Here is a 25,126-nt window from a genome sequence, read left to right as displayed (position 1 = left end):
CTGATGTCAGGTGCCGGCGAGCGCTTCCACAACGGCCGACGAGAACGCCGGTAGGTCATCGGGGCCACGACTGGAGATCAGATTCCCGTCGATGACGACCTCGCGGTCGACAACTGTCGCCCCGGCGTTCTGCAGATCGATCCGAAGGCTGGGGTACGACGTCAGCGTCCGGCCCTTGGCGACGCCGGCGTCGATCAGCGTCCACGGACCGTGACAGATGACGCCGACCGGCTTGCCGGATTCGACGAAGTCGTGGACGAACTTGACCGCTTTGTCGTCGGCGCGCAGTTTGTCGGCGTTCACCGTGCCGCCCGGAATGAGCAGCGCGTCGAAGTCCTCCGGCGTGATGTCACCTACCAGGCGTTCCACCAGCTCGGTGCCGCCGGGTTTCAGGTCGTTGTCGCGCATGTCGATGGAGCCTTCTTGCAGCGAGATCAATTCGGTGCTGGCACCCGCGGCCTGTACCGCATCTCGGGGCTCCTGCAGCTCTCGGCGCTCGACGCCGTTGGTGGCAAGAATCGCCACCTTCTTGCCCTCGAGCGGCGCAATACTCTCGTCCAGATTCTGTTCGGCCTGCTCGGCGTAGTCAGCCAGTTCAGCGATCGATTCATCGCCTTCCTCAGCGCGCATGGTGTACTCCTTGCCTGCGCCGCCGCGTCTGGCGGCACCGCTCGGCTGGGTACCCGAGGACGCCGTGGCCGAAACCGCCTGCGCATGAGCGTGGACCTGACCGGCCACGACCTCCCCAAAGACGAGGTGCACCAACCACTTCAAGGCTGGAAACGCCCGACCCGGAATAAACCCGCACGCGGGGACCTTGGCTCAAGAGTCGCCCCTTCCCCGACCAAGGAGCATCCATGACTCGTCCCGTCCGCGTTGCTGTACAGATCCAGCCCGGCGGCACGCCTGACTACGCCACCTGGCGCGACGCCGTCGTGGCCGCCGACGATCTCGGCGTCGACGTGATCTTCGGCTACGACCACTTCCATCGCCCGGCGATGAAGGCCATCGTCGACGGCAAGCCCGTCCTGTTCGACGATCAGCCCGACGTCGCCAACTTCGAGGGGTGGACCGCGCTCGCCTCGTGGGGCGAGATCACCTCACATGCCGAGATCGGGCTCCTCGTCACCGGTGTCGGCTACCGCAACGCGGATCTGCTGGCCGACATGGCGCGCACCGTCGACCACATCAGCGGTGGTCGCCTCATCCTCGGTCTGGGCGCCGGGTGGTACGAAAAGGACTACACCACTTACGGTTACGACTTCGGCACCTTCGGTTCGCGCTTCGACCTGTTCGACGACAGCCTGATCCGCATCGAGAACCGGCTCGCCGCCCTGATTCCGCCGCCCGTCCGCAAGATTCCGATTCTCATCGGCGGCACCGGGCCCAAGCGCTCCCTGCCCGCCGTCGCCCGGCACGCCGACATCTGGCACGCATTCCAGGACATCGAGGCGTTCCGCAAATCCAGCGACCGCGTCGACGAGCTGGCAGCGACATTCGGCCGCAACGGATCTGACATCGAACGCTCGACGCTGTGGACGAACGCCCAAGCTGCCGATGCCTTCCGTGAGGCCGGCGTCACGCTGTTCCAGACCGAACTGACAGCGGACAACAACTACGACCTGACCTCGCTCAAAGAGGTGGTCGCATGGCGGGATGGTGCGTGATCGCGAGCTGAATCGCGCTACAGCGGATTCAGAATGCGGTCCAGGAACTGCCGCGTGCGCTCTTCCTTCGGGTTGCCGATCACCTCGTCGGGCGTGCCCCGCTCCAGGATGATGCCCTGATCGGTGAACAGCACCTGATTGGAAACCTGCCTGGCGAACTGGATTTCGTGGGTGACGATCACCATGGTCCAACCCTCGACCGCGAGATCCTTGATCACCGAGAGCACTTCGCCGACGAGTTCGGGATCGAGCGCCGACGTCGGCTCGTCGAACAGCACTAATTTCGGCTTCAAGGCGAGCGCCCGGGCGATGCCGACGCGCTGCTGTTGCCCGCCGGACAGCTGATACGGGTATTGGTCCTTTTTGGCGGCAAGCCCCACCTGCTCCAGGAGCGTGACGGCTTCGGCCTCTGCTTCCGCTTTGGGCCGCTTCTGCACGATGACCGGGCCCTCGGTCACGTTCTGCAGGACCGTCTTGTGTGGGAACAGATTGTGGTTCTGAAACACGAAGCCGCTCCGGGACTGGAACCGGCGCACCTCGGGTTTCGCTGTGGGCGTGGAGAAGTCGATTTCGATATCGTCCACCCGAATGACCCCGGCGTCAGCCCGGTCGAGGGCGTTCAGCGTGCGCAGCAGCGTCGTCTTGCCCGATCCGGACGGCCCGATGATGGCCGTCGCCGTGCCCTGCTCGACGGTGAACGAAACTCCCTTGAGCACCTTGTTGTCGCCGAAGGCTTTGTGGACGCCCTCGGCGACCACGCGGTTCTCTGTCATCGCGCCACATACCTTTCCAGCCGGCGTTCAATACGACCCTGGCCGAACGAGAGCGCCAGGCAGATGACCCAGTAGTACACCGCGGCGGTGCCGTACAACGCGAAGAACTCGAACGTCGGCGCCGCGATGATCTGAGCTTGCCGCAGCAGTTCGGTGACCAGGATCGTCGAGGCGAGCGACGTGTCCTTCACCAGCGAGATCAACGTGTTCGACAACGGCGGCACCGCCACCCGGGCGGCCTGGGGCAGGATGATGCGCCGAAGCGCGCCAACATAATTGAAGCCGATGGTTTCGGCGGCCTCCCATTGACCTTTGGGAATGCTCTGGATGGCCGAGCGGATGATCTCCGCCCCGTAACCGCCGACGTTCAGGGAGAACGCGATGATGGCGGCAGGGAACGGATCGATCTTCACACCCAGTTCCGGCAGCGCGAAGAACACGATGAACAGCTGCACCAGCAGTGGAGTACCGCGGATGATCGAGATGTAGAACCGCGCCACGTTGGCAAGAACCACGTTCGACGACAACCGTGCCAGCGCCACCGCCAACGCGATCACCAGACCGATCACGAAGCTGATCACCGTCAGCGGGATAGTCTTGGTGATTGCGGCCTTCGCCAACGGCACGAGGCTGTCCCCGATCAGCGCCCATGTCGAGCGCGCCACATGCTGCGCCCGGTCGGTGTCGGGTCCGCCAGATGCGTTGGCCTTGAGGTACTTCTGCGAGATCCGGGCCAGAGTGCCGTCGGCCCGCAATTCGTCGAGCGCCTTGTTCAGATCGGGTAACAGCCCGCTGTCCTTCCGGGCGGCGAAGCCCTGCTCGCTCTTCTCGCCGGTGTTGGCGGCGATCTTGACCGACTTGTCCCCGGTCTCGGCGAGGTAGGCGTACACCGCGATGCTGTCGTTCACGACGACGTCGACGCGCCCCTGGTTGAGCAGCTTGATGGCCTGGGTGAAGCCCTCCACGGTCTCGACACGGGCCCCGGCTTTTCGGGCGACCTCAGACCAATTGCTGGTGGCGTTCTCGGCGGCGACCTTGCCCTTCAGGTTGTCGAGCGACTTGATCGAGTTGTCGTCCGCACGCGTGACGATCACGCCCTCCCCCACCGAATACGGCTCGGAGAGGTCGTATTTCGCCTTGCGTTCGGGATTGATCGTCACCTCATTGGCGACGACGTCGAATCGGTTGGCCTCCAGCGCGGCGAAGATCGAGTCCCACGGCGTCTCGACGAACTCGACACGCACACCGAGCTTGCCGGCGACGGCCTTGGCGACGTCGACGTCGTATCCGACCAGCTCGTTCGTGGCCGGGTCGTGGTAGCTGAACGGTGAATACACCCCTTCGGTGCCGACGCGCAGCACGCCCGCCGCCTGGACCGGATTCTCGCCGTCCTTGCTACTCGGCGATCCGCACGCCGCCAGTATCAGAGCGACGAGCAGCAACACCGGCAGGACGGCTCCTCGTATGTAGCGCACCGCCGGAAGTTAGCAAGTCGGTCGGCGGTCACCAAGGGTTCTGCTCAATCCGGGTGATACGAGCCTTACCGCCAGCAGGAATACCTGAGGTAGCGCTCGCCGCCACCACGGATTACCGCCGCCGTCCATGACGGCACGCTCCCCGCCGACAACACTGACCTGTATCCGCTTGACCAACGAGGAGGCTCCGCATGACAACGTCCATCGCCCGCAGCAGCCACACCGTCTCGCTACTCGACGGCGAGATCGTCGAGGAATCCGAACACGGCTCGATGCGCCGGGTCACCGCTGATGCCATGCCGATTCTGAAGAATCTGTCGATCAAGCGCCTGTTGCTCAATCCGGGGGCCATGCGCACGCCCCACTGGCACGCCAACGCCAACGAACTCACCTACTGCGTCTCGGGAACCGCGCTGGTGTCGGTCCTGGACAACCACAGTGTGTTCTCGAACTTCATCGTCACCGCAGGGCAGATGTTCCACATCGATTCCGGCGCGCTGCACCACATCGAGAACATCGGTACCGACGTCGCCGAGTTCATCATCGCCTTCCGCAACGAACGTCCGGAGGACTTCGGGCTGGGCGCCACCTTCGGGGCGTTCACCGACGCCGTGTTGGGCAATACGTACGACCTGCCGTCGTCCGACATCAGCAAGATCCGCCGTAGCACCGTCGACCACAAACTGGCAGCCCGCACCGGCGACCCGAGTATCCCTGCCGCTGCTCACTTCAACGACCCGCACAAGTTCGACATCGAGGCCCAAGCGCCCGGTCTCAACTACGCCAGCGGGAACGCACGCTTCGCCCGTGACCAGTTCTGGCCTGCGCTGAAGGACATCTCGATGTACTCGCTGCGCGTCACCGAAAGCGGTATGCGCGAACCACATTGGCATCCCGTCACCGCGGAGATGGGCTACGTGCAGCACGGCGACGCGCGCATGACCATCATGAATCCGGACGGGACCCTGGACACGTGGAACCTCACCACCGGAGACATGTATTTCATCCCCCGCGCCTACCCCCACCACATCGAGAACATCGGCGCCGACGACTGGCATTTCCTGATCTTCTTCGACCAGCCGTTCCCCGCCGACATCGGCTTCAAAGCCTCTGCCAGCGCCTATTCGCGTGAGGTCCTGGCCGCGGCATTCAACACCCACATCGATGACCTGCCGACGTTCCCCTTCACTCCGGCCGACCCGCTGGTGGTGTCCCGGGTGAACCCCGTCGATACGCACGGAGTCGGTCAACTCTGAGAAAGGGCGGCTACTCCGCGAGACGTACGGCGGTCTGTCCGTGCGAACCGTCAGCGTGCCTGGATGCGTTGCCGCCCAAGCGTTTCGCCACGTACATCTCCAGGTCTGCCGACATCACCAGGTCGTCGATGATCGTGGCGGCAGCGGAGTCGTCGACATCTGAGAGCGCGATCGTTGCCACTCCGACGCTGGCGGTGATGGCATACGGAGTGGCGGCGATCGCCGCACGCAGGCGTTCGGCGGCTGACGACTGATGGGGTCGGTGCGTGGTGTCGGCGATCAGGAACTCATCACCACCGCTGCGGCCGATCACCGCATCATGGCTGGCCTGCTTCCTGAGGATGTCGGCCACGGCGATCAGCGCACGGTCACCGAACAGGTGGCCACGGCTGTCGTTGAGGAGCTTGAACCCGTCGAGATCGATCACCGTCACCATGAGATGTGCGGACGTGCCCCGGTCGCGATGGATCAGCTCCTGGGCTTTGATGCCGAAACCACGCCGGTTCAGCAGGAATGTCAGTGGATCACAGTCCGCCCGGATGAGGTCGGTCCCCAGGGCGTGGACGACGATCTGAATGCTGGCAGGCACCGTCACCGTGAGAACGAAAACCAACCACACTGCGCACACCGCGAGGACGGGTCGGCCGGACGTGGTCAGTCGGACGGCCTCGACCGTCGCGACGATCATCGCCACCTGGAAGTTGAAGGCCGCGTGGATGGCCCGGTGGGTGAATGCGACGTACGCCGCAGGTACCCCGAACGTGGTACAGACCAGGATGGCGACGGCCGGGTCGCTACAGGACAGCGCAACGGCGGCGATACAGGCCGTGACCATCGCGGCGAAGATCGTCGACCGTCGTCGGCTGGGCAGCCCGACAACCCAGATGAGGTCGGCGAGCACCAACCCGACGGTGGCCGCGCGGGTGACCAGTCGCGGGACGACGCCGACCGGTCCCTCGGGAACCGTCATCAGCGCAATCGGGATGAAGGTGCTCATGATGGCCACGGCGGCGATCATCGTGCGAACGAGGCCTGACAGCCCACGAAACTTCACGTACCCCATGAGCCAGTCGTAGTGATCGGACTGACGCCACCATTGCTTGACCCAACGCATGGTGCATCTCCCCCCAACGGGTTACCTGGACGTCCGCAGTCGTCAAACCCTCGCAGCCGCTGATCGCTGTCCGACGCACATTTGCTGACGAATGATTGCATCACATGTTAATCCAGGTTGCCAGGGGTGCAAACTGGGAATGTCGCCGCGTCGGAGATAGCCAACCGGGCACGCGCCGCGACACCGCGGTGGGGCTCGGCGGCGGGATGTGTACGGACCGGACGGCGATAACGCAGACTGAGACACCAATCCGACGCCCTGGAGGACCGATTCCGGAATGAGCCCCGCCGCCGACTTCGATTTCGTCATCGTGGGCGCAGGCAGTGCCGGCTGCCTGCTCGCCAATCGGCTCAGCGCCAATCCCGATCACCGGGTGCTGCTGATCGAAGCGGGCGGTAGGGACAACTGGTTCTGGATCAAGGTGCCGGTGGGCTACCTGTACACCATCGCCAACCCCCGCACCGACTGGTGTTTCACCACCGAGGCCGACCCGGGCCTGGCCGGCCGCAGCATCCACTACGCGCGCGGCCGCGTCATCGGTGGGTGCTCGTCGATCAACGCCATGATCCACATGCGGGGGCAGGCCAGCGATTACGACCTCTGGGCGCAGGCGACCGGCGACGATCGCTGGCGTTGGGGTGGCTCCGAAGGCGTCGGCGAGACGCTGGCGATATACAAGCAGCTGGAGGACTACTTCGGCGGAGCCGACGAGTGGCACGGCGTCGGCGGCGAGATCCGCGTCGAGCGGCCACGGGTGCGCTGGAAGATCCTGGACGCCTGGCAAGCGGCCGCTGCCGAGGTGGGCATCGCACCGATCGACGAGTTCAACCGGGGCGACAACTCCGGCAGCGCGTATTTCCACGTCAACCAGAAGCGTGGCCGACGCTGGTCGATGGCCGACGCGTTCCTGCATCCCATCGCCCGCCGGCCCAACCTCACCGTCTATACCGACAGCCAGGCCGTGCAGCTGCTGATGGACGACGGCGTCCAGGAGCATCAGCGTCGCGGCGCCTGGACCACCGCCCGACACCGTGCCACCGGTGTGCGGCTGCGCAAAGACGGCCAGATCGTCGATGTCCATGCTCGGCATGAGGTGATCCTGAGCGCCGGCGCGATCGGATCACCGCAACTCATGCAGGCCTCTGGTCTGGGTCCGGCCGGGCTGCTCACCGAGCATCACGTGCCGGTGGCCGTCGACCTGCCCGGCGTCGGCGAGAACCTCCAGGACCATCTGCAGCTGCGCACGGTGTACCGCATCCAGGGCGCCCGGACGGTCAACACGCTGTACCGGAACTTGGTCACTCGTGGCGGCATGGGGCTTCAGTACCAGGCGCTGCGCTCCGGACCGATGACCATGCCACCGTCGACGTTGGGGGCCTTCGCGAAAAGCGATCCGGCACTGGCCAGTCCGGATCTGGAGTGGCACGTGCAGCCCTTGTCCCTGCCCAAGTTCGGCGACCCGCTGCACTCTTTTGGGGCGATCACTCCCTCGGTGTGCAATCTGCGCCCCACCTCGCGGGGTCATGTGCGCATCGCCAGTGCGGATCCCCTGACGAACCCGAAGGTCATGTGCAACTACCTGTCGACCGAAGCCGACCACCAAGCCGCGGTCAAGGGCCTCCGGATGACCCGGGAGATCATGGCGGCGCCGGCCCTCGCGCGCTACCGGCCCGACGAGCTGCTTCCCGGCCCGCAAGTGGCCAGTGACGACGACCTGCAGCAGGCAGCCCGCGAGCTGGGCACGACCATCTTCCATCCGGTGGGCACCTGTGCGATGGGAGCCTTTGACACACAAGGTCTTCCGCGGTCAGCAGCCACGGTGCTCGATACCGACTGCCGGGTGTACCGCGTCGCGGGCCTGCGCGTCGTCGATGCGTCGGCGATGCCCACCATCACGTCCGGGAACACCAACGCGCCGGTGATGCTGATCGCCGAGCGTGCAGCGCGGGCGATCTTGGGCTGAAGCACCGCAGGCAGCGTTGTCTCGCGGGCGAAACTTGTCGGTGGCTGCTGGCACTCTGTGCCGGCTATGACCAATGTCCGCACCCTGAGATTCCACACCAAGTACGGCCCAACGCCGCTCTTTGATAAGGCGCGCCAACAGCTGACGGAGCTCGCCGGTCTTGGCCTCGAGATACCGCATGCAAAATCCCGCTTCGAAGCGCGCGGAATTCCGATGGAGTATCTGACCGATTTTCAGCCCCAGGACTGGGAGGTGATGACCGTCGAGACCAATGTCCGTACAGGCCGCATCACGTACATGTCCCTGCGGTGCAATGTCGAAGCGCGGAAGTATCTCTGGATCGTTCTCGCTTTCGAGCACGTGATCACTGCATGGATCAGCGATGCCCCCAGAAGCCGCGTGACCGGTCAGATGATTGTCAAAGATGGTCCCGCTTGGGACGCTGCGGCACGGGGTGAAGACCCAATCCGCACCCAAGCCGTCGGCGAGTGGGAGGCAGTTCGACGGCGCAGCGTGCGCGCGCGAGAAGTGCTCGCCGCACTCGCCACCGCGTCCGAATATCCGAGCGCGGACAGACTCGCACATGTGGCGAACCTTGTTCTCGCCGGCAGCACCTGGAAACGGGCTTCAATCGAAACTGGCTGGCGCAGCCCACAAGAGATGGACACAGCGATCGGACGCCTCTTGCAGACGACCAAGCAGAACGTCGCTGCTGCGCGAAAGCCCGCGTGCAAAGACGCCGATTCGGGCGGGTGACACCGAATACCTGAGACGAGTTCATCGACACGCAGCATCAGCCCCACCATGCGATGGTGCTGGAATGACAACTTTCGTCATCGATGCGCCGGTGGCAATCTCGCTCGCGACGACGGGAGCTTCGATTCCGTCAGAACACAGCCTGGCTGCGCCGACGCTCCTGCGCTCGCAAGTCCTTGCGCTCGTGTACGAGTCGGTGCGCGGCGGCGAGATCGACGAGCGGGCGGGCCGAAAAGTGCTCGACCGGATCCGTGGGCTGCGAATCCGGCTTCTCGGCGATCGATCCCTGCAGGATCACGCCTGGCGAATAGCCGCCGAGTTGAACTGGCCGGACACCTACCGGGCTGAGTTCATCGCACTCACTCAGTTGCAGGCCGACGCGCTGGCCACTGCGGACCATGAATTTGCTTCCGCAGCAAGCGCTTTCGTTCCAACTGTGTCACCGGCTCAGATCCTGGCGTCATCGAGCTGAGCGTCGCCTTCTACAGCCCTGACGGGACGCCCTTGCCGTTGACCGTCACCTCGACCTGACCGGTCGTCGTGTTGTACGCGATTTTGCCGTGCTCGAACGTCGCGACGAGTTGATCGCCGACAGGCGTCTCGTCACTGGTGACGACGCCCAGGGGGCCGGCCGAGCCGTTGGTGCCGGTGGCCGCGGGCACGCCGTCCGCATCGCGCTGGACATTCCAGGCCTCCCGGATCTTGCCCCAGATGATGTACGCGGGCGTGCCCGGCTGGCTGTTCTTGGCCACGATGGCGCCGCCCTGGAACTGCTGGAAGACGACGCCGCTGTCGCGGGTTCCGGCGTTGTGGTCACCGGTCAGGGGCTTGCCGAGAGCCGACTTCTGCTTGTCGCTCGCCGACGCGTACTTTGCCGCGATCGGGCCGGTCAGCGTGACCTCGACGTCCCGCTCACCGATGAGCTTCACTTCGGCGGGCGGCGCCGGAACTTCGGACGTCACGACCAAGGCGACCTGCGGTTCCTGAGCCGACACACCGATCCTCGTGCCATTGCTGCAGCCGGCAACGGCCAGTGCGACGGCGGCCAGGCCGGCGATGGTAGTGCGGCGGTACGTGCTCGTGTCCATAGGTTCCCCTCACGTCTTCGGTGTGGTGCGCGTCATGTTGCAGCTGATGCCCCGGCCCGGTCACGACCATAACGGAGGCACTTCAGCACCGCGCGCCGCCCGGTGTGAGGTGTCGAGCGAAGAAACGCGCCGCGTCCTCCCCGGCGAACGAGGGGACGCCCGTGTGCCCACCCATGTTGGCCTGCAACGTCTTCTCTCGTGAGCCGAAAGCGTCGAACACGTCGAGCGCCATCTGGCGGTCATTCGATTCGTCGTCCCACTGCAGCAGGACGTGCAGGGGAATCGTGATTCGACGGGCCTCGTCGAACATGGCGCGGGGTACGAAACTGCCGGCGAACAAACCCGCGGCAACGATGCGCGGCTCGACCACGGCCAACCGGATACCGATGGCCAGCACCCCGCCGGAGAAGCCGACCGGACCGCTGATCTCGGGCAGCGCGAGGAGAGCATCGAGCACGGACTGCCATTCCGGGACGGCGGTATCGACCAACGGGATGACGAGCCGGTCGACGATGTCGTCGACCGGCTCGCCCGCACCCAGCGCCCGGTGCAGATCGGCGCGGGCCCGCTCGAGATCCGCCAGGCGGGGGCGATCACCGCGGCCCGGCAGCTCGATGGTGGCAGCGGCGAAACCGTGCGCCAACGCGTCGCGGGCGCGGTTCGCGAGTCGCGGATACATCTGATGCAGACCGCCGGGATGACCCAGCAGGATCAACGGCGCGGGTGAAGCTTCGGGCGTCCACAGGATGCCCGGGATGTCGTTGAGACTGAAGGTGCGCTCGACGCCGCCGCCGCCAAGATGATGTTCGGAAATGAAGTGCATGGTCGTGCCTTTCGGGAGTGCTCGTGAGACGGCGCTCCCGGGACGACCTATCGCCCGACTGTGGCCCTGGTGAGGAGCACCCACGTCGATACGTTCACGGGTACCACCTCCTCGTCCTCTTGCCTGGCCTGCCAAGAAAGTAACAGCGACCGTCTTTGCGGGCCAACCATTTTTCGTCATGCGATCCGGAGGCGCCGCCACTTCGGCCAGCGCCGAAGTATCAGCGGCGCATCCTGGATCCATGAACGCTGAAAACTCTGACGAAGTCGATCGCCCGGGCATCGAAGCAGTGACACGTGCTTGGGAAGAAGCGTTGGCGAACCACGATGTCGAGGCACTGTTGGCGTGCTACGCACCGGACGCGACGCTGGAAAGCCCTGTCGCAGCGCACATCTTGGGCGGCCCGGGGGTCTGCCGGGGCCACACGGAGCTCCGGCCTTTCCTGACCGAGGTGGTGGCCCGTACTCCGGACGAGCGACACTACTTCCGCGCCGGCTTCTTCACCGACGGCCACCGTGCCACCTGGGAGTATCCCCGCGAGACGCCGGACGGTCAGCAGATGGATTTCGTCGAGGTCATGGAGATCGAGGACGGCTTGATCCAGGCCCACCGCGTCTACTGGGGTTGGCGCGGCGTCGAGATCCTGGCCAGTGATGGCTACTACCGATGATTTCGATCCTGGGCGATGCGGGCGGCTTTTCCGTCTAGCCTGAGCGGTAGGCGATCGGCGGGGGCGAACGACGTGAATCTGGATATGAAGACCCGGGCACACTGGCTGATGGGGTATGGGCTCCCCCGCGCGACACTCAAGGTGCTTTCACGCCGGGGAGACCCATTCGCCCGATTGCTGCTCGACGACGGTCAGCACGATTGCGCGTATGACCTGATCGAGCAGATTCGCCAACAGGGACGCATGTCGCCAATATTCGGCGGCAACGCGTTGGTCACCGCCGATCTTCATGTCACCCGAGAAATTTTGCGTGACAACAGGTTCCGAACCGCGAAGCCATCCGATCGATCACCGTTCCGCGCCGTCCAGCGGCTCTTCGAGAAGACCAATCCCGGCGTGATCAATCCAGTGGAACCGCCGTCACTTCTGATGGTCGACGCACCCGACCATGCCCGGCTGCGACGCCTCGTATCCCGGGCGTTCACCCCGAAAGCGATCGACGGGCTTCGGCACCGCATCCACGACGTCTCCGAAGGCCTGCTGAACGAGCTGGACGACGGTGGCAGCGAATGCGATCTGGCGGTCGCCTATGCGTCTCGGATCCCGATCGAAATCATCGCGGACATGCTGGGCATTCCCCGCGCGGAGGCGCCCTACCTCTACGAGATGGGTGAGTCGACCTCCAAGCTGATCACGACCACAGCACCGTCGTGGCGTAACTTCCAGACCGCCGTCGCAGCGCTGCGCGAGCTTGAGAACTACCTCGCCACCCACATCGAGCAACTCCGCGGCGCAAGCGCCGACGACAGCATCCTGTCCGCCGTTGTCCAGGACGCCGAACTCTCCGACTTCGAGGTCAGGACGTTTGCCGGCCTACTTCTCGGCGCCGGATTCCTCACTACGGCACATCAATTCGGCAACGCCGTCGTGGCGCTGATCAATCATCCCGACCAGTTGGAGCGACTCCGCGCCCATCCGGAGGGCTGGCCCAACGCCGTCGAGGAGATTCTGCGCTACGACTCCGTTTCCCAGATCGGAGTAAGAGTGGCGACCGAGGAAGTTGAGGTCGGCGGATACCCGGTGCCCAAGGGGACCGCCGTCTTCCTGCTCCTCGCCGGCGCCAACCGCGATCCAGCCGTGTTCGAACGCCCGGACCAATTCGACGCCGCACGCGACAACGCCCGCGATCACGTCAGCTTCGGAACCGGCAGTCACGTGTGCCTCGGCGCTCCCCTGGCACGCATGGAACTGCAGATCGGCCTGCAGACGCTGTTCGAGCGCTTCCCGCGTCTGGCTCTCGCTGGTACGCCGGCCACGAACGACAGCACTCTGCTGCGAGGGATCAGCTATTTGCCTGTCTCTCTGGGACCTTCACCGGTGCGCCCGGGCTGATGCCGAGACTCTCGCCAGCTGACCCGCAGCCCTGACCACGACGTCGAGCTCGGTGGGTGTCCACGGCCGGCCGCGGGCGATCACGACAATGTGCTCAATTCCCAGCCCCGCCAGATTCCGGCAACGTTCGGCCAGGTCGTCGGCCGTCTCGCCGGGAGTCAAAGCCGTTGTGAGGGTGTGTTCGATCTCCTCAGGCGGCCGCCCGATCTCGGCGCAGTGCCGCTCCAGCACCTCGAGTTGATGGCGAATCACGCTCTCCCCGTTGGGGATATCGAAAAGGTTGCAGGCGTCCGCGTACTCGGCGACCATGCGCAAGGTGCGGCGCTCGCCGGTGCCGGCGATCAACACGGGCGGCCGCCTGATCGGCAGCGGCCGGCCGATGGGGTGCTCAGCACGGTAGTAGCGCCCCTCGTAAGGGGATTCGTCGCCGTCCCACATGCGGCGGGCCAGCGCGAGGAGCTCGCCCATGCGGTCGAATCGTTCGCCGGTCGGTGGCAGGAACAGCCCGAGCGCTCGTGCCTCGTCGGCGTTGTAGCCGGCGCCCAGCCCCAACCAGGCTCGCCCGCCGGACAGTATGTCCAAGGTGGTGACGGCTTTGATCAACACCGCCGGGTCGCGAAATGTTGTTGCGGTGACCAGTGTTCCGAGCCGTAGCTCCGCGGTCGAGGCCGCCAGGAAGCCGAGGGTGGTGTACGCCTCCAGCATCGGTTCATCCAGTCGGCCGGCCGGGTCGGCCTGCAGCAGATGATCGGCCACCCAGAGCGTGTGAACATCTGTGCCATCAAGGATTTCGGCAACCGAGGCCAGGTTTGCGCGGATCGCGGTCGGCCCCTGCGGCCACGAGAAGTTGGTGACGCTGACGCTGAGCCTCATGACGCCCCGCCAGGGACTGCGTGCTCTCGCCGGTTGCGGGCGGCACGTCGCTTCGGCAGCAGAACGCCAACGGTGACAAGCCAGATCAGCGCCGAGAACCTGGCGAGCGGCAGGAGGGGCGAGGCCGGCGGCCAGATGAGGACAATCGTCGCGAGCTCGGCGGCCGCGGCAATCCCGAGGCCGGCCCACGCCACGGGTCGCGGTACCAGCTGCAGGATCAGCGCCGGGACCGCGATGCCTGCTGTCAACAGTCCGAGCATCACGACGTGTGCCACGCCGCCGGTGAGAAACACCAAATAGTAGAGCGCATTGATCAGTGGGCCGTCGGTGATGATCTCCGGCCGCGATAGCGTCCACAGCAGCATGCTCGACAGCCCCAATCCCCCAGCAGCCAGTACCCCGCCGGCCAGGGCGATGGTGGCACCGGGCGCGGTGACGCCGAGTTGCCGCAGCCGTGCGCTGACGGTGGCGGCGTAGATCAGGAGCGGCACCGACGCCCCGAAGACGAACACCGCGCCCACCTGTGCCGACGACGAATGCGCGCGGAAGTAATCCTGCACTGCCGCTGAATTCTGGTACGGCAGCGGCGGTGTGCCGCCAAGCGCGACACCCAATATGACGCCGCAGAGCAGCAGGCCGAGTGAAATCGTGCCAAGAAGCCACAGCGGCGGCCCGCTCTGTTGGGGCGCCCGGCTTGGCACCGGTGGTCCGTCGTGCGCGTAATCGTTCATGTATTGAACGATATTCTTAGTGAATTAGATGCGTCAACCTCATTCACGAATTGAACGGTTTCGGCCATGTATTGTTCGTCCATGTCATCAGCTTCCGGCGCCCAGCAGCGGGGCGGTGTCGCATTCCTGCTTGCCCAGCTCGGCCACCACGCCGCTCAGTTGTTCGCCGAACGTCTCGAGGCCGTGAAGCTGACTCCCCCGCATGCCGGCATCCTGCGGATGATCGCCACTCAGCCGGGCCTCAGTCAGCAGGAACTGAGCACTCTGCTGGGTTTGTTGCCCAGCAGAGTGGTCGTATATCTCGACGAGCTCGAGTCCCGGGGCGAGGTCGAACGCCGGCGCAACCCGACCGACCGGCGCCTGTACGCGTTGTATCTGACCAAATCGGGTGAGAAGTTGATGCGGACGCTCTCGGAGATCGCTCGTGAGCACGAACAAGACCTGACCGCCGGCCTGTCCAGTCAACAACGCAAGACGCTGGGCGAACTGCTCGCCGCCGTCGCCGACCAGCAAGGTCTGACGCCGGCCGTGCACCCGGGCTTCCGGCAACTCGGCCGGCGGCGGGATGCGACTCCTGGCTGAGCAACGCGTTTACAGTGCGGCGTAGGTCGCTTCGACGAGATCGTTTGCACGACGATCCCCGGCGAGCGCGTCGCGACGGAGGTTGGGCACGAACGCGAACGCCAGCTGATTGTCGACGTCACCGAACGCGAACGCGCCGCCGGCGCCAGGATGCCCGAACGCTCCGGGTCCGGCGTTATCGGGGAACGAGAACAACTGCGACGGCCGCATGTACCCCAGGCCGTAGCTGGAATCGAGAACCATGACGGCATCAGAACCGCTGTGCCGCACACGGATTGCGTCGGCCAGATTCTCCGGATGCAACAGCTCCCCGGCGCTCAGGCGCGCGTAGAAATCCGCTAGTGCACGCGCAGTGGTTATCAGTCCGCTCGCCGGCCAGCCGGCCGCCAGAACATCGGGATGGTTGTAGCGCGCAGGTGGATTGGCGGTCGCGCGGGTGAACAAGGATTGCGGATCGCGGTATGCCTCGACGAGGCGTGCGACCGTGGTGGCGGGGATTGCGGCGGTGTCCGTTGCCCATTGCTGTTCGCTCGCGTCGGGAAAGCCGGTCCGGGCGATGCCATCGAGGGCGGCGCTACTGGTGCCGATCATGAGATCTCCACTGATGTGCGATCGCACGAACTCACCCACCGTCCTCTTGGCGTGCCGTCGGACGATCTCGCCGGCGAGCCAACCGAACGTCAACGCGTGATAGCCGTGCTTCGATCCCGGTTCCCACAGGGGCTGTTGAGCGGCGAGCAGACCGGCCATCAGTTCCGGATCGGCAGCTTCCTCGATCGAAACGGGGCGCTCCACAGCGGGTAGACCGGCGGCGTGCGAGAGCAGCTGTTCCCCCGTGGTGTGGCTCTTGTCCGCCGCGCCGTACTCGGGCCACCACGTCACCACAGGTGCTTCGAGGTCGACACCGTAGAGCTCCGCCACCATCAGCGCGGCCGTCGCGGTCACCGCCTTGGTACACGAGAAGGTGACGCAAGCCGTGTCGCGCTGCCAGCGCCGTCCCGTGCGCGGGTCAGCGATGCCGCCCCACAGGTCGACAACGGGCCTGCCATCGATCACGACAGAAACGCCCGCGCCCCAGTTCTGTCCGTCGGCGAAGCTCGCTTCGAAGATATCTCGCACAGCGGCGAACGCCGGATCGACGCTCCCCTCCGTCAAACCTGCCATGCGGACCATTAGAGCATGCGTCGACGCAACAATATGGCCGGATGGTGTAACGCGATTTGGGCCTGTCCCTGGTGTACGCGGCAGACAGGCCGAAAGCTCGAACGCATGGAAATCTTTGCCAGATAATCACTTTCCAGCGCGGTAGGTTGGTGCTCACAGCACGACAGCGATTCAATGGGGAACTCGAATGCTCGCAAATACCGCATCGGGCGTAGGTTTCGGCAGCGTGGCGGGACGCTGGATACTCGCCGCCACGGTGCTGGGATCCGGTATGGCTCAGCTGGACGCGACGGTCGTCAACGTGGCGCTGCCGGCAATCGGCCACGACCTGAACACCGAGGTCGGCGGTCTGCAACTCGTGGTCAGCGCCTATTCGGTGACGCTGGCGGCATTGATCCTGTTGTCGGGCAGCCTCGGCGACCGGTTGGGCCGCAAGCGAATTTTTGTCGTCGGCGTGGCATGGTTCGCGGTGGCATCAGCGATCTGTGCGGTGGCACCCAACGCCCAAATGCTCATCGGCGCACGAGCTTTGCAGGGTATTGGCGGCGCGTTGATGACGCCGGGCAGCCTCGCCATCATCCAGTCGGTGTTCATGCCGGCCGACCGCGGCAAGGCGATCGGCGCATGGTCGGCGCTGGGCGGGGTCGCCGCGGCAATCGGCCCGCTGCTCGGCGGTTACCTCGTGCAAGCGATCAGTTGGCGCGCAATCTTTCTCATCAATGTGCCGCTGGGCTGCCTGGTCGCCTGGCTGGCACTGCGCCACGTGCCCGAGAGCCGCGCCCCGTCGACCGCCGGCCGCCTCGACTACGCCGGAGCGACGACAGCGACTGCCGGGCTGGCCGGCGCGACAGTCGCCATCGTGGAAGGGCCCAACCGCAGCTGGGATTCTCCGGTCGTGCTCGCGGCCGGGGCACTCGGGGCCATCGCAATTGTCGCATTTGTCGTGATCGAACGGCGCACCGCGAATCCCATGCTGCCGCTGGGCATCTTCTCCTCACGGCAGTTCACGAGTGCCAACGCGGTGACGTTCGTCGTGTACACCGCACTCGGTGGCGTCTTCTTCCTGCTTGTGGTCGTTCTGCAGACCGCACTCGGTTACTCCCCCGTCGCCGCCGGTGCTGCCTCCCTCCCGGTGACGGCGATCATGCTGGCCCTCTCGTCGGCGTCAGGCGCGCTCGCCCAACGCATCGGCCCACGACTGCCACTGACCATCGGTCCGCTCGTGATAGCGGCCGGCATGGTGCTGATGACGCGAATCGGCCCGGGTGCCTCCTACAGCACCGTCGTGCTCCCCGCCGTCGTCGTCTTCGGGTTGGGGCTCGCGGCGACGGTCGCCCCCGTCACGGCGGCCGCGCTCGCGGCCGCCGATGCGCGCCACGCCGGTGTCGCCTCCGGAGTCAACAACGCGGTGGCGCGTACCGCGGGACTGCTGGCCGTCGCCTTGCTGCCCCCGCTCTCCGGACTGACCGGCGACGCTTTCCGATCGCCCGCTGCGATCACCGCCGGCTTCCACACGGCGATGCTGATTTCGGCCGGCCTTGCGGCCCTCGGCGGAGTGCTCGCGTTCGCCACCATCTCCAACGACCTGCTTGCCGAAGAACCGGCCGAGGAATCCCAGAACCACCACTACCATTGCGCGCTCGCCGAGGTTCCCGCCGCCGAACGCGGCGGTAGTTGAACACGGCCGCGAATTCATCGAGTAATCCCGTATTTGGGAGAAGAATGTCCACATGGCGAACCAGAGCGCCCTGACCGACCAGGAGAAGCAGGCCCGGCTCGACGTCAACCAGCTCAAGCAGTTGGTGGGCCTGGTGGAGTACGACCCGACTGACGACCCTTTCCCCGTAACAGGTTGGGATGCCATCGTTTTCGTGGTCGGCAATGCCACCGAAGCCTCGAGCTACTTCCAATCGACGTGGGGCATGGAACTGGTCGCCTACTCGGGGCCCGAAAACGGCAACCGCGACCACAAGGCATTCGTGTTGCGCTCGGGGTCGGTCCGGTTCGTGTTGAAGGGCGCGGTGAGTCCCGACAGTCCCCTGATCGCCCACCACGCCAGCCACGGCGACGGCGTCGTCGACATCGCGTTGGAGGTGCCCGACGTCGACAAGTGCATCGCACAGGCCAAGGCGGCCGGCGCCACGGTCCTGGAAGAACCGCACAACGTCGCTGACGAGCACGGCGCTGTGCGCGTCGCGGCCATCGCGGCATACGGGCAAACCCGCCACACGCTGGTTCAGCGCGATGTCGCCGGGACCCGCTATCGCGGCCCCTACCTGCCTGGCTATCAGCCGGCAACAAGTGGTCAGGTCCGGCGCGACGGTTCGCCTCAGCGCCTGTTCCAGGCGCTGGACCACGTCGTCGGCAACGTCGAGCTCGGCAAGATGGACGAGTGGGTCGGCTTTTACAACCGGGTCATGGGGTTCGTGAACCTGGCCGAATTCATCGGCGACGACATCGCCACCGACTACTCGGCGCTGATGTCGAAGGTGGTGGCCAACGGCAACCACCGGGTGAAGTTCCCGCTCAACGAACCGGCCGTGGCGAAGCGCAAGTCGCAGATCGACGAGTACCTCGAGTTCTACCGCGGGCCGGGAGTCCAGCATCTGGCGCTGGCCACCAACGACATCCTGACCAGCGTCGACGAGCTGCGCCGGCAGGGTGTGCAGTTCCTCGACACCCCGGATGCGTACTACGAGGATCCGGAACTGCGAGCCCGCATTGGTGAGGTCCGCGTACCGGTCGAGGAACTGCAGCAGCGCGGCATCCTGGTCGACCGTGACGAAGACGGGTATCTGCTGCAGATCTTCACCAAACCGTTGGGAGACCGCCCAACGGTGTTCTTCGAACTCATCGAACGCCACGGCTCACTGGGTTTCGGCAAGGGCAACTTCAAGGCGCTCTTCGAGTCCATCGAGCGTGAGCAGGAAAAGCGCGGGAACCTGTGATGGCCGAGTACCAAAGCGGTTTCGGCAACAGCTTCGAAAGCGAGGCCCTGCCCGGCGCGCTGCCTGTCGGCCGCAACTCACCGCAGCGGTGCGCCTACGGCCTCTACGCCGAGCAGCTCAGCGGGTCGCCGTTCACCGCACCCCGCGCCGCCAACAAGCGATCCTGGCTGTACCGGATTCGGCCGAGCGTGGCCCACTGGGGCGATTTCACGGCGGTGCCCGGCGAACACTGGCGCTCGGCGCCCGACGACGCTCCTGCTGTTCCCATTGCCCAAATGCGTTGGAACCCTGTGCCGATGCCGGGCCAGGACACGACCTTCATTACCGGCGTCCACACGATGACGACCGGCGGGGACGTCAACACCCGCAGTGGATTCGCGTGCAGCATCTACACCATCACGTCGTCGATGGTGGATGCCTACTTCTACAACGGCGACGCCGAAATGCTTTTCGTCTTGGAGCACGGCAACGTTCGGTTCTGCACCGAATTCGGGATCATCGACGCCGAACCATGTGAGATCGTCGTCGTTCCCCGCGGCGTGAAGATGCGGATCGAGGTGCCCGACGGTCCGGCCCGGGGCTATCTGTGCGAAAACTACGGCAGCCCTTTCACTCTCCCCGAACGGGGCCCGATCGGGGCGAACTGTCTGGCCAATTCACGCGACTTCCTGACACCGGTCGCGGCCTATGAGGATCGTGACGTCCCCTCCACGATGTATGTGAAATGGGGCGGCACGCTGTGGCGGGCGGACGTCGCCCAATCACCGCTGGATGTGGTTGCCTGGCACGGCAATTACGCGCCCTACAAGTACGACATGCGGCGGTTCTCCCCCGTCGGCCCGGTGTTGTTCGACCACGCCGACCCATCGATCTTCACGGTGCTCAGCTCACCGAGCGAGACGCCGGGCACCGCCAACGTCGACTTCGTCTGCTTCCCCGAGCGATGGATGGTCGCCGAGGACACCTTCCGGCCACCGTGGTATCACATGAACGTCATGAGCGAGTTCATGGGACTCGTCCGCGGTGTGTACGACGCCAAGCCGAACGGCTTCGTGCCCGGCGGCATCAGCCTGCACAACTGCATGACCCCACATGGACCGGACGCCAACGCATTTCAGGCTGCCATCACCGCGGAACTCAAGCCGGTGAAGCAGGAAGACACGCTGGCTTTCATGTTCGAGACCCGATTCCCGCAGAAAGTCACGTCCTACGCTGCGAATTCGCCTCAGCGGCAACAGGATTATGCGGACTGCTGGCGCGGTCTGACCAAGCGATTCGACCCGGGCGAGCCGTGACCGCACTGGATTTCACGCACGACCCGAGCCGACGCAGCTGGGTCACGTCCGCCGGCTCCGGGGACTTTCCATTGCAGAACCTCCCGTTCGGCGTGGTGGCCGGTCCCGACGGCGAACCGCGCGGTGTCGTCCGGATCGGCGACACCGCTCTGCACCTGAGTGGACTCGCCGCGTCCGGGCTGCTCACCGGCGAGGCGCAGGCGGCGGCCGAGGCTGCAGCGACCGGAACACTGAACACCTTGTTCGCCTTGGGATCTGGCCCCCGCACAGCGCTTCGTCGGGCGCTGCACGCACTGCTCATCGAGGGCGCGCCGCATCAAGAGGCCGTCGCAGCGCTGCTCACCCCGCTGCGTGACGTCGACGTCCTGCTGCCCGCCCGCATTGGCGACTACACCGATTTCTACGTCGGGATTCACCACGCCCGCAGCGTCGGTGCCCTGTTCCGGCCCGGCAATCCCCTGCTCCCCAACTACAAATGGGTGCCGATCGGCTATCACGGGCGTGCCTCCAGCGTGCGGGTCAGCGGCGCGCCCGTCATCCGGCCGCACGGGCAACTGAAGGCTCCGGACGCGCCGGCGCCCGTACTGGCTCCCACCCGCCGCCTGGATTTCGAGCTCGAGCTCGGCGTGTGGATCGGCCCGGAGAACCGCCTCGGCACGCCGGTGGGAATCGATGACGCCGAATCGCACGTCGCCGGGTACTGCCTGCTCAACGACTGGTCAGCACGCGACGTGCAAACCTGGGAGTACCAGCCCCTCGGCCCCTTCCTCGCCAAGAGTTTCGGCACCACGGTCTCGCCGTGGGTGATCACTCCAGAAGCACTGGCGCCGTTCCGGATTCCGTTCGAGCGTCCCGACGACGACCCCGCTCCCCTGCCCTACCTCGACAGCCCGCGGCACCGCGCCGGCGGCGGCCTCGACATCGAGCTGGAGGTACGTATCAGCACGGCCCGGATGCGCGCTGACGGCGAGCAGCCGCACCCGATCACACGCTCATCCAGCCGCCACATGTACTGGACCGTGGCGCAACTGGTCACTCACCACACGAGCAACGGCTGCAACCTGCAGCCCGGCGACCTGCTCGGCAGTGGCACGCTGTCCGGACCCGATGCGGGGTCCGAAGGCAGCCTGCTGGAACTCAGCCGTGGCGGCACGGGCCCGATCACGCTGCCCAACGGGGAAACGCGCACGTTCCTCGAAGACGGTGACGAAATTACCCTCAGCGCACGGGCCCATCGCCCGGGGGCGGCCACCATCGGGTTCGGTGAGTGCGTCGCCGTCATCGACCCGGCCATCACCTACCCGTGACCTGGGCGGCGTCGTGCACCAGGCGCGCCACCATGTCGTCGTCCACGTCGGCGAAGAAGCCGCCGACGACGTCTTCGATCTCGCTGAACCCTCTGGCACAGAAGAGAATTGGTTGATAGTGCGTGATGTCGTAGGTCTGCACACCCATTCGGGCGATGTGCAATGGCCGCAGATCAGCCACGTCGATCTGCTGAATTTCCCCGTACGACGACAGCAGACCGGCGCCGTAGGTACGGACTTCGCCGTGCTGACGCACCACACCGAATTCGAGGGAGAACCAGAAGACCTTTGAGACGAACTCAAGTGCCTCAGTTGTTTTCACCCGCTGTGCGGCCTGCCCGGCCAGCCGATACAGCGCCGCGAACCGCTCGTGCGCCAGGCAATTGCCGTGGCCGACCACCTCGTGGATCAGGTCCGGCTCGGGGGTGTACAGCGGCACGGAGTGATGCCGGATGTACTGGGTGGAATGGAAGATGCCGTCGGCGAGCAGTCCGTAGAACTCACGCAGCGGCACCAGGCCGGCCGCGGGCACGTACTGGAACCCGGTGAGCGGCCCGAGCTTCTCATTGACCTCGACGAGTTGCGGAATCCGATCCTCGGGAAGTCCGAGCCGCTCCCTGCCCTGCAGGTACTCGGTGCAGGCGCGGCGCTGGTGCAGCCGGTGCAGCTCGGCACACGCGATGCGCCAGACCTCCTGCTCGTCGTCGGTGTAGGTCGCGACGGGTGGCGGCGTCCCGGGCTGCCAGTCCATGGCGAGCGCCGCAATTGCGTTGCGGCGGGCCCGGTACTCCGGGTCGACGGCGCCAGGATGGTCCGCAGCCAGATGGACGGTGACGTCATCTCCCGAGCGCGTCACCGGCGCATACAACTGCGCTTCTTCGAACATCGCTGCCTCCCGGAGGTCCGGGCGTCGCACAGCGCGGCGTCTACCACCCAGGATATGCGCTAGGCCGGCTGCTTCCTGGTGACCTTCACCATCATCTTGGAGTACCCCTTCACGAAGTTGGATTGGGTGTACTCGGGCTCCCCCACGACCTCGATGTCCTCGAAGCGGGCCAGCAGCTCCTCCCACAGGATCTTGAGCTGCAGCTCGGCCAGCCGGCTGCCCATGCAGCGGTGGATGCCGATGCCGAACGCCAGGTGATGACGGGCGTTGTGGCGGCCGATGATGAAGTCGTCCGGATTCTCGAACTTGCGCTCATCGCGGTTGGCCGAGGCATACCACATGACGAGCTTGTCACCCTTGCGGATGAACTGCCCGTTCAAGATGGTGTCCTGCTTGGCGACGCGGCGCATGTACGCCAGTGGGGTCTGCCAGCGGATGATCTCGTGGACCGCCTTGGTGATGAGGCCCGGATCGGCCTTGAGCCGCGCGAACTCATCGGGGTTCTGGTTCAGGGCCAGCACGCCGCCGGTCATCGAATTGCGGGTGGTGTCGTTGCCGCCCACGATCAGCAGGATCAGGTTGCCGAGGAACTCCATCGGCCGATCGATCAGATCCTTGGTGTCCTCGGATGACTGCATGAGCGTGATGAGGTCGAAGCCGGGCTTCTCACCGGCGGCCAACCGGGCCTTCTTGTCGTGCCAGAGCGAGCTGAAGGCGCGCGCCATATCGGCTGCGGCGCTGAACATCTCGTCCATGTCGGCTTCGCCGCCGGTGGCCGAGGCGCTGCCGGCCACGGTGTCGGTCCAGTACACCAACTTGCGGCGCTCGTCGTACGGGAAGTCGAGCAGCGTCGCCAGCATGCGTGAGGTCAGTTCGATCGAGACGGTGTCGACCCAGTCGAACGGCGTGCCTTCGGGCAGCCCGTCGAGGACCTCCCGCACCCGGCTCCGGATGAGCTCTTCCATTTCCTGGAGGTTCTGGGGCGCCACCACGCCCTGCACCGCCCCGCGCTGCTGGTCGTGACGCGGCGGGTCCATAGCGATGAACATCTCGACGTCCAGACCCTCAGGTGGAGCGCCGATGACGATCTGCGGCTCTGCGGAGAACCGTTCGTTGTCCTTGTCGACCGTGACGATGTCGTCGTACCGGGTGATGGACCAGTAAGGCCCGAACGGGCTGTTCGGCTGGTAGTGCACCGGCGCCTCGTCACGCAGCCGCTTGAAGTAGGACTGCCAGCGACCCTGGCGGAACATGAACGGGTTGCTGACGTCGATGTCTGCCAGCTCGACCTCCTCGACAGGGGGAATCGGGCGTTCGACGAAGACCGGCGACTTGTCGCCGACCACCGACTTCTTGGTCTTCTGATAGAGGTGCATGCCTTTGATCTGCAAGGGCATGGGGATTGTCGACTGGGCGCGACCAAGCACCGGGTCGAGAATTGCTTCCTGCGCCTTGGTGATTGCCTGATCGAGAATGTTCATGATTTCCTCCGTCTTGTCAGATCTGGAATTCGGACTGGGTGCGCAAGGCGCGGTTCGGCTGATCGAGTGCTTCGCGGTGCCGCCGGACGAACTCGAGGTCGCCCTCCAACAGCGCGACGAAAGGCCGGGCACCGCCATCGCCGGCGTCCACCGCCGCACGGCATGAGCGGACGGCCGCACCGATGCGATCGATGATGTCGTCGACGAAGCCTTCGCGGTCGTCGAGCCCGTACGCGTCGAGGAACATGTGCAGGCGACGCACGACGTCGGGGGCTTTCGACCAGCCCCGGGCCCGAGCGTGATCGCGGGCGTGCAGACCGACGACATGCCATGCGGCATAAGCCAGTTCGCGGCGTCGAGTGGTCGGTCCCGCATGGTCCCAGTCGATCAGCGAATGGATTCGGCCGGTGGAGTCCGCCACCAGGTTCGCGAGGCTCACGTCGTTGTGCCCGATGATCTCGCCGTCCCCCAGGCCGCGACTGCCGTTACGCCATTGCAGTTCGGGCCCCGGGCGGAAGCTCTCCACGGCGTCGTGGAACTGGCGCAGCAGTCGTGCGACCCGCACCAGGTTCGCCTCGAAGCGCAACCACGCGGGCCAGCCCTGGGCACTGGCGGCCGTTGGTCCGTCGATGAAGGTGAGCACCTCATGGCCGTCGGAATCGACGCCGAACACCCGGGGCGCACCCTCGAAGCCGACCGACTCGAGGTGCTTGAGGAGTTCGTGCACGGCCGGCGTCCAGTGCCCGGTCGAACGGCGGACCGTTCCACCGGTGCGAAGGACAGTGCCGCCCCAGCCGCCGGCCAGGCGCACTGCGGTGTCGTTGACTGCAACCATCGGGGCCTCCTCGCTTCGACTGTTCGTTGGCAATGACGCTACGAACC

At 65.5% G+C, this 25,126-nt stretch carries 23 protein-coding genes and 1 pseudogene; 12 read left to right on the top strand and 12 right to left on the bottom strand.

Annotation, left to right across the window (positions count from 1 at the left end):
* Positions 1–6: 6 nt before the first annotated feature.
* Positions 7–630, bottom strand: a complete 624-nt coding sequence (locus tag G6N46_RS03560; protein ID WP_226522026.1) for a type 1 glutamine amidotransferase domain-containing protein — start codon at positions 628–630, stop codon at positions 7–9.
* 227 nt (positions 631–857) lie between these two features.
* Between G6N46_RS03560 and G6N46_RS03555 the strand changes: the two genes are divergently transcribed.
* The gene (locus G6N46_RS03555; RefSeq protein WP_061006498.1) at positions 858–1,667 is read left to right on the top strand and encodes an LLM class F420-dependent oxidoreductase; all 810 of its coding nucleotides are present in this window, start codon (positions 858–860) and stop codon (positions 1,665–1,667) included.
* 17 nt (positions 1,668–1,684) lie between these two features.
* On the opposite strand, the gene G6N46_RS03550 is transcribed toward G6N46_RS03555, so the two are convergent.
* Positions 1,685–2,440 carry an amino acid ABC transporter ATP-binding protein gene (locus G6N46_RS03550; protein WP_138249321.1) on the bottom strand — a complete coding sequence of 252 codons (756 nt, stop codon included), beginning with the start codon at positions 2,438–2,440 and terminating at the stop codon, positions 1,685–1,687.
* Entirely contained in the window at positions 2,437–3,915 is a 1,479-nt protein-coding gene (locus G6N46_RS03545) for an ABC transporter permease subunit (RefSeq protein WP_135356213.1), read from the bottom strand. Before G6N46_RS03545 ends, G6N46_RS03550 begins: the two co-directional genes overlap by 4 nt.
* A 191-nt stretch (positions 3,916–4,106) precedes the next feature.
* On the opposite strand from G6N46_RS03545, the gene G6N46_RS03540 reads away from it, so the two are divergent.
* On the top strand, positions 4,107–5,171 hold the full coding sequence (locus G6N46_RS03540; protein WP_135356212.1) for a cupin domain-containing protein: 1,065 nt from the start codon (positions 4,107–4,109) through the stop codon (positions 5,169–5,171).
* Between the two features lie 10 nt (positions 5,172–5,181).
* On the opposite strand, the gene G6N46_RS03535 is transcribed toward G6N46_RS03540, so the two are convergent.
* The gene (locus tag G6N46_RS03535) at positions 5,182–6,285 is read right to left on the bottom strand and encodes a GGDEF domain-containing protein (protein ID WP_135356211.1); all 1,104 of its coding nucleotides are present in this window, start codon (positions 6,283–6,285) and stop codon (positions 5,182–5,184) included.
* A gap of 277 nt (positions 6,286–6,562) precedes the next feature.
* Here G6N46_RS03535 and G6N46_RS03530 point away from each other — a divergent pair, with 277 nt between their 5' ends.
* The 3 genes from G6N46_RS03530 (at position 6,563) to G6N46_RS03520 (ending at position 9,476) form a co-directional block, all read left to right on the top strand.
* Entirely contained in the window at positions 6,563–8,248 is a 1,686-nt protein-coding gene (locus G6N46_RS03530; RefSeq protein ID WP_138249322.1) for a GMC family oxidoreductase, read from the top strand.
* A 66-nt stretch (positions 8,249–8,314) separates the two neighbouring features.
* A complete protein-coding gene (locus G6N46_RS03525; protein ID WP_138249323.1) occupies positions 8,315–9,004 on the top strand; it encodes a hypothetical protein in 690 nt (229 codons plus the stop codon).
* A 64-nt stretch (positions 9,005–9,068) separates the two neighbouring features.
* Complete coding sequence (locus G6N46_RS03520) at positions 9,069–9,476, top strand: type II toxin-antitoxin system VapC family toxin (RefSeq protein WP_138249324.1); 408 nt, start codon at positions 9,069–9,071, stop codon at positions 9,474–9,476.
* Between the two features lie 10 nt (positions 9,477–9,486).
* Here G6N46_RS03520 and G6N46_RS03515 read toward each other — a convergent pair whose 3' ends face one another.
* Positions 9,487–10,092, bottom strand: a complete 606-nt coding sequence (locus G6N46_RS03515; protein WP_138249325.1) for an LGFP repeat-containing protein — start codon at positions 10,090–10,092, stop codon at positions 9,487–9,489.
* Between the two features lie 82 nt (positions 10,093–10,174).
* A complete protein-coding gene (locus G6N46_RS03510; RefSeq protein ID WP_138249326.1) occupies positions 10,175–10,915 on the bottom strand; it encodes an alpha/beta hydrolase family protein in 741 nt (246 codons plus the stop codon).
* A 241-nt stretch (positions 10,916–11,156) separates the two neighbouring features.
* Between G6N46_RS03510 and G6N46_RS03505 the strand changes: the two genes are divergently transcribed.
* Both G6N46_RS03505 and G6N46_RS03500 read left to right on the top strand, forming a co-directional pair.
* The gene (locus G6N46_RS03505; RefSeq protein WP_061006491.1) at positions 11,157–11,585 is read left to right on the top strand and encodes a nuclear transport factor 2 family protein; all 429 of its coding nucleotides are present in this window, start codon (positions 11,157–11,159) and stop codon (positions 11,583–11,585) included.
* A gap of 15 nt (positions 11,586–11,600) precedes the next feature.
* On the top strand, positions 11,601–12,977 hold the full coding sequence (locus G6N46_RS03500) for a cytochrome P450 (RefSeq protein ID WP_234880664.1): 1,377 nt from the start codon (positions 11,601–11,603) through the stop codon (positions 12,975–12,977).
* Here G6N46_RS03500 and G6N46_RS03495 read toward each other — a convergent pair.
* Both G6N46_RS03495 and G6N46_RS03490 read right to left on the bottom strand, forming a co-directional pair.
* Positions 12,957–13,850, bottom strand: coding sequence for a TIGR03560 family F420-dependent LLM class oxidoreductase (locus tag G6N46_RS03495; protein ID WP_138249327.1), 894 nt, complete (start codon positions 13,848–13,850; stop codon positions 12,957–12,959). The genes G6N46_RS03500 and G6N46_RS03495 overlap by 21 nt on opposite strands.
* A complete protein-coding gene (locus G6N46_RS03490; protein WP_174814012.1) occupies positions 13,847–14,581 on the bottom strand; it encodes a hypothetical protein in 735 nt (244 codons plus the stop codon). The genes G6N46_RS03495 and G6N46_RS03490 overlap by 4 nt, the downstream gene beginning before the upstream one ends.
* A gap of 81 nt (positions 14,582–14,662) precedes the next feature.
* Here G6N46_RS03490 and G6N46_RS03485 point away from each other — a divergent pair, with 81 nt between their 5' ends.
* Positions 14,663–15,163 carry a MarR family winged helix-turn-helix transcriptional regulator gene (locus G6N46_RS03485; protein ID WP_135356205.1) on the top strand — a complete coding sequence of 167 codons (501 nt, stop codon included), beginning with the start codon at positions 14,663–14,665 and terminating at the stop codon, positions 15,161–15,163.
* Between the two features lie 9 nt (positions 15,164–15,172).
* On the opposite strand, the gene G6N46_RS03480 is transcribed toward G6N46_RS03485, so the two are convergent.
* On the bottom strand, positions 15,173–16,327 hold the full coding sequence (locus tag G6N46_RS03480) for a serine hydrolase domain-containing protein (protein WP_135356231.1): 1,155 nt from the start codon (positions 16,325–16,327) through the stop codon (positions 15,173–15,175).
* Between the two features lie 187 nt (positions 16,328–16,514).
* On the opposite strand from G6N46_RS03480, the gene G6N46_RS03475 reads away from it, so the two are divergent.
* The 4 genes from G6N46_RS03475 to fahA are packed head-to-tail and all read left to right on the top strand — an operon-like array spanning position 16,515 to position 21,877.
* Positions 16,515–18,005, top strand: a complete 1,491-nt coding sequence (locus G6N46_RS03475; protein ID WP_138249328.1) for a DHA2 family efflux MFS transporter permease subunit — start codon at positions 16,515–16,517, stop codon at positions 18,003–18,005.
* 52 nt (positions 18,006–18,057) lie between these two features.
* Complete coding sequence (gene hppD / locus G6N46_RS03470; RefSeq protein ID WP_138249329.1) at positions 18,058–19,275, top strand: 4-hydroxyphenylpyruvate dioxygenase; 1,218 nt, start codon at positions 18,058–18,060, stop codon at positions 19,273–19,275.
* Positions 19,275–20,570: a homogentisate 1,2-dioxygenase gene (gene hmgA / locus G6N46_RS03465; RefSeq protein ID WP_138249330.1), complete on the top strand. Its 1,296-nt coding sequence runs from the start codon at positions 19,275–19,277 to the stop codon at positions 20,568–20,570. The genes hppD and hmgA overlap by 1 nt, the downstream gene beginning before the upstream one ends.
* Positions 20,567–21,877, top strand: a complete 1,311-nt coding sequence (gene fahA / locus G6N46_RS03460) for a fumarylacetoacetase (RefSeq protein WP_138249331.1) — start codon at positions 20,567–20,569, stop codon at positions 21,875–21,877. The genes hmgA and fahA overlap by 4 nt, the downstream gene beginning before the upstream one ends.
* Here the strand turns inward: fahA and G6N46_RS03455 are convergent.
* The 3 genes and pseudogenes from G6N46_RS03455 to G6N46_RS03445 form a co-directional block, all read right to left on the bottom strand.
* A complete protein-coding gene (locus G6N46_RS03455; RefSeq protein ID WP_138249332.1) occupies positions 21,864–22,763 on the bottom strand; it encodes a phenylalanine 4-monooxygenase in 900 nt (299 codons plus the stop codon). The genes fahA and G6N46_RS03455 overlap by 14 nt on opposite strands.
* A 77-nt stretch (positions 22,764–22,840) precedes the next feature.
* A pseudogene (locus G6N46_RS03450) lies at positions 22,841–24,244 on the bottom strand (cytochrome P450); the annotation flags it as partial.
* 16 nt (positions 24,245–24,260) lie between these two features.
* Positions 24,261–25,079, bottom strand: coding sequence for a phosphotransferase (locus G6N46_RS03445; protein WP_138249334.1), 819 nt, complete (start codon positions 25,077–25,079; stop codon positions 24,261–24,263).
* Positions 25,080–25,126 lie beyond the last annotated feature (47 nt).

Source organism: Mycolicibacterium phocaicum (assembly GCF_010731115.1).
In the GTDB taxonomy this organism is placed as follows: domain Bacteria; phylum Actinomycetota; class Actinomycetes; order Mycobacteriales; family Mycobacteriaceae; genus Mycobacterium; species Mycobacterium phocaicum.
Note: the sequence above shows the minus strand (reverse complement) of the source record. Positions and strands in the feature narration are given on the sequence as shown.

What these genes read in the sequence shown, in the direction of transcription:
- G6N46_RS03475 (WP_138249328.1), top strand. Translation starts at nt 16,515, where the DNA reads ATGCTCGCAAATACCGCATCGGGCGTAGGTTTCGGCAGCGTGGCGGGA.
- hppD (WP_138249329.1), top strand. Translation starts at nt 18,058, where the DNA reads ATGGCGAACCAGAGCGCCCTGACCGACCAGGAGAAGCAGGCCCGGCTC.
- G6N46_RS03525 (WP_138249323.1), top strand. Translation starts at nt 8,315, where the DNA reads ATGACCAATGTCCGCACCCTGAGATTCCACACCAAGTACGGCCCAACG.
- G6N46_RS03495 (WP_138249327.1), bottom strand. Translation starts at nt 13,850, where the DNA reads ATGAGGCTCAGCGTCAGCGTCACCAACTTCTCGTGGCCGCAGGGGCCG.
- G6N46_RS03555 (WP_061006498.1), top strand. Translation starts at nt 858, where the DNA reads ATGACTCGTCCCGTCCGCGTTGCTGTACAGATCCAGCCCGGCGGCACG.
- G6N46_RS03540 (WP_135356212.1), top strand. Translation starts at nt 4,107, where the DNA reads ATGACAACGTCCATCGCCCGCAGCAGCCACACCGTCTCGCTACTCGAC.
- G6N46_RS03535 (WP_135356211.1), bottom strand. Translation starts at nt 6,285, where the DNA reads ATGCGTTGGGTCAAGCAATGGTGGCGTCAGTCCGATCACTACGACTGG.
- hmgA (WP_138249330.1), top strand. Translation starts at nt 19,275, where the DNA reads ATGGCCGAGTACCAAAGCGGTTTCGGCAACAGCTTCGAAAGCGAGGCC.
- G6N46_RS03560 (WP_226522026.1), bottom strand. Translation starts at nt 630, where the DNA reads ATGCGCGCTGAGGAAGGCGATGAATCGATCGCTGAACTGGCTGACTAC.
- G6N46_RS03515 (WP_138249325.1), bottom strand. Translation starts at nt 10,092, where the DNA reads ATGGACACGAGCACGTACCGCCGCACTACCATCGCCGGCCTGGCCGCC.
- G6N46_RS03500 (WP_234880664.1), top strand. Translation starts at nt 11,601, where the DNA reads ATGCGGGCGGCTTTTCCGTCTAGCCTGAGCGGTAGGCGATCGGCGGGG.
- G6N46_RS03445 (WP_138249334.1), bottom strand. Translation starts at nt 25,079, where the DNA reads ATGGTTGCAGTCAACGACACCGCAGTGCGCCTGGCCGGCGGCTGGGGC.
- G6N46_RS03455 (WP_138249332.1), bottom strand. Translation starts at nt 22,763, where the DNA reads ATGTTCGAAGAAGCGCAGTTGTATGCGCCGGTGACGCGCTCGGGAGAT.
- G6N46_RS03480 (WP_135356231.1), bottom strand. Translation starts at nt 16,327, where the DNA reads ATGGCAGGTTTGACGGAGGGGAGCGTCGATCCGGCGTTCGCCGCTGTG.
- G6N46_RS03490 (WP_174814012.1), bottom strand. Translation starts at nt 14,581, where the DNA reads ATGAACGATTACGCGCACGACGGACCACCGGTGCCAAGCCGGGCGCCC.
- G6N46_RS03530 (WP_138249322.1), top strand. Translation starts at nt 6,563, where the DNA reads ATGAGCCCCGCCGCCGACTTCGATTTCGTCATCGTGGGCGCAGGCAGT.
- G6N46_RS03520 (WP_138249324.1), top strand. Translation starts at nt 9,069, where the DNA reads ATGACAACTTTCGTCATCGATGCGCCGGTGGCAATCTCGCTCGCGACG.
- G6N46_RS03505 (WP_061006491.1), top strand. Translation starts at nt 11,157, where the DNA reads ATGAACGCTGAAAACTCTGACGAAGTCGATCGCCCGGGCATCGAAGCA.
- G6N46_RS03485 (WP_135356205.1), top strand. Translation starts at nt 14,663, where the DNA reads ATGTCATCAGCTTCCGGCGCCCAGCAGCGGGGCGGTGTCGCATTCCTG.
- G6N46_RS03550 (WP_138249321.1), bottom strand. Translation starts at nt 2,440, where the DNA reads ATGACAGAGAACCGCGTGGTCGCCGAGGGCGTCCACAAAGCCTTCGGC.
- G6N46_RS03510 (WP_138249326.1), bottom strand. Translation starts at nt 10,915, where the DNA reads ATGCACTTCATTTCCGAACATCATCTTGGCGGCGGCGGCGTCGAGCGC.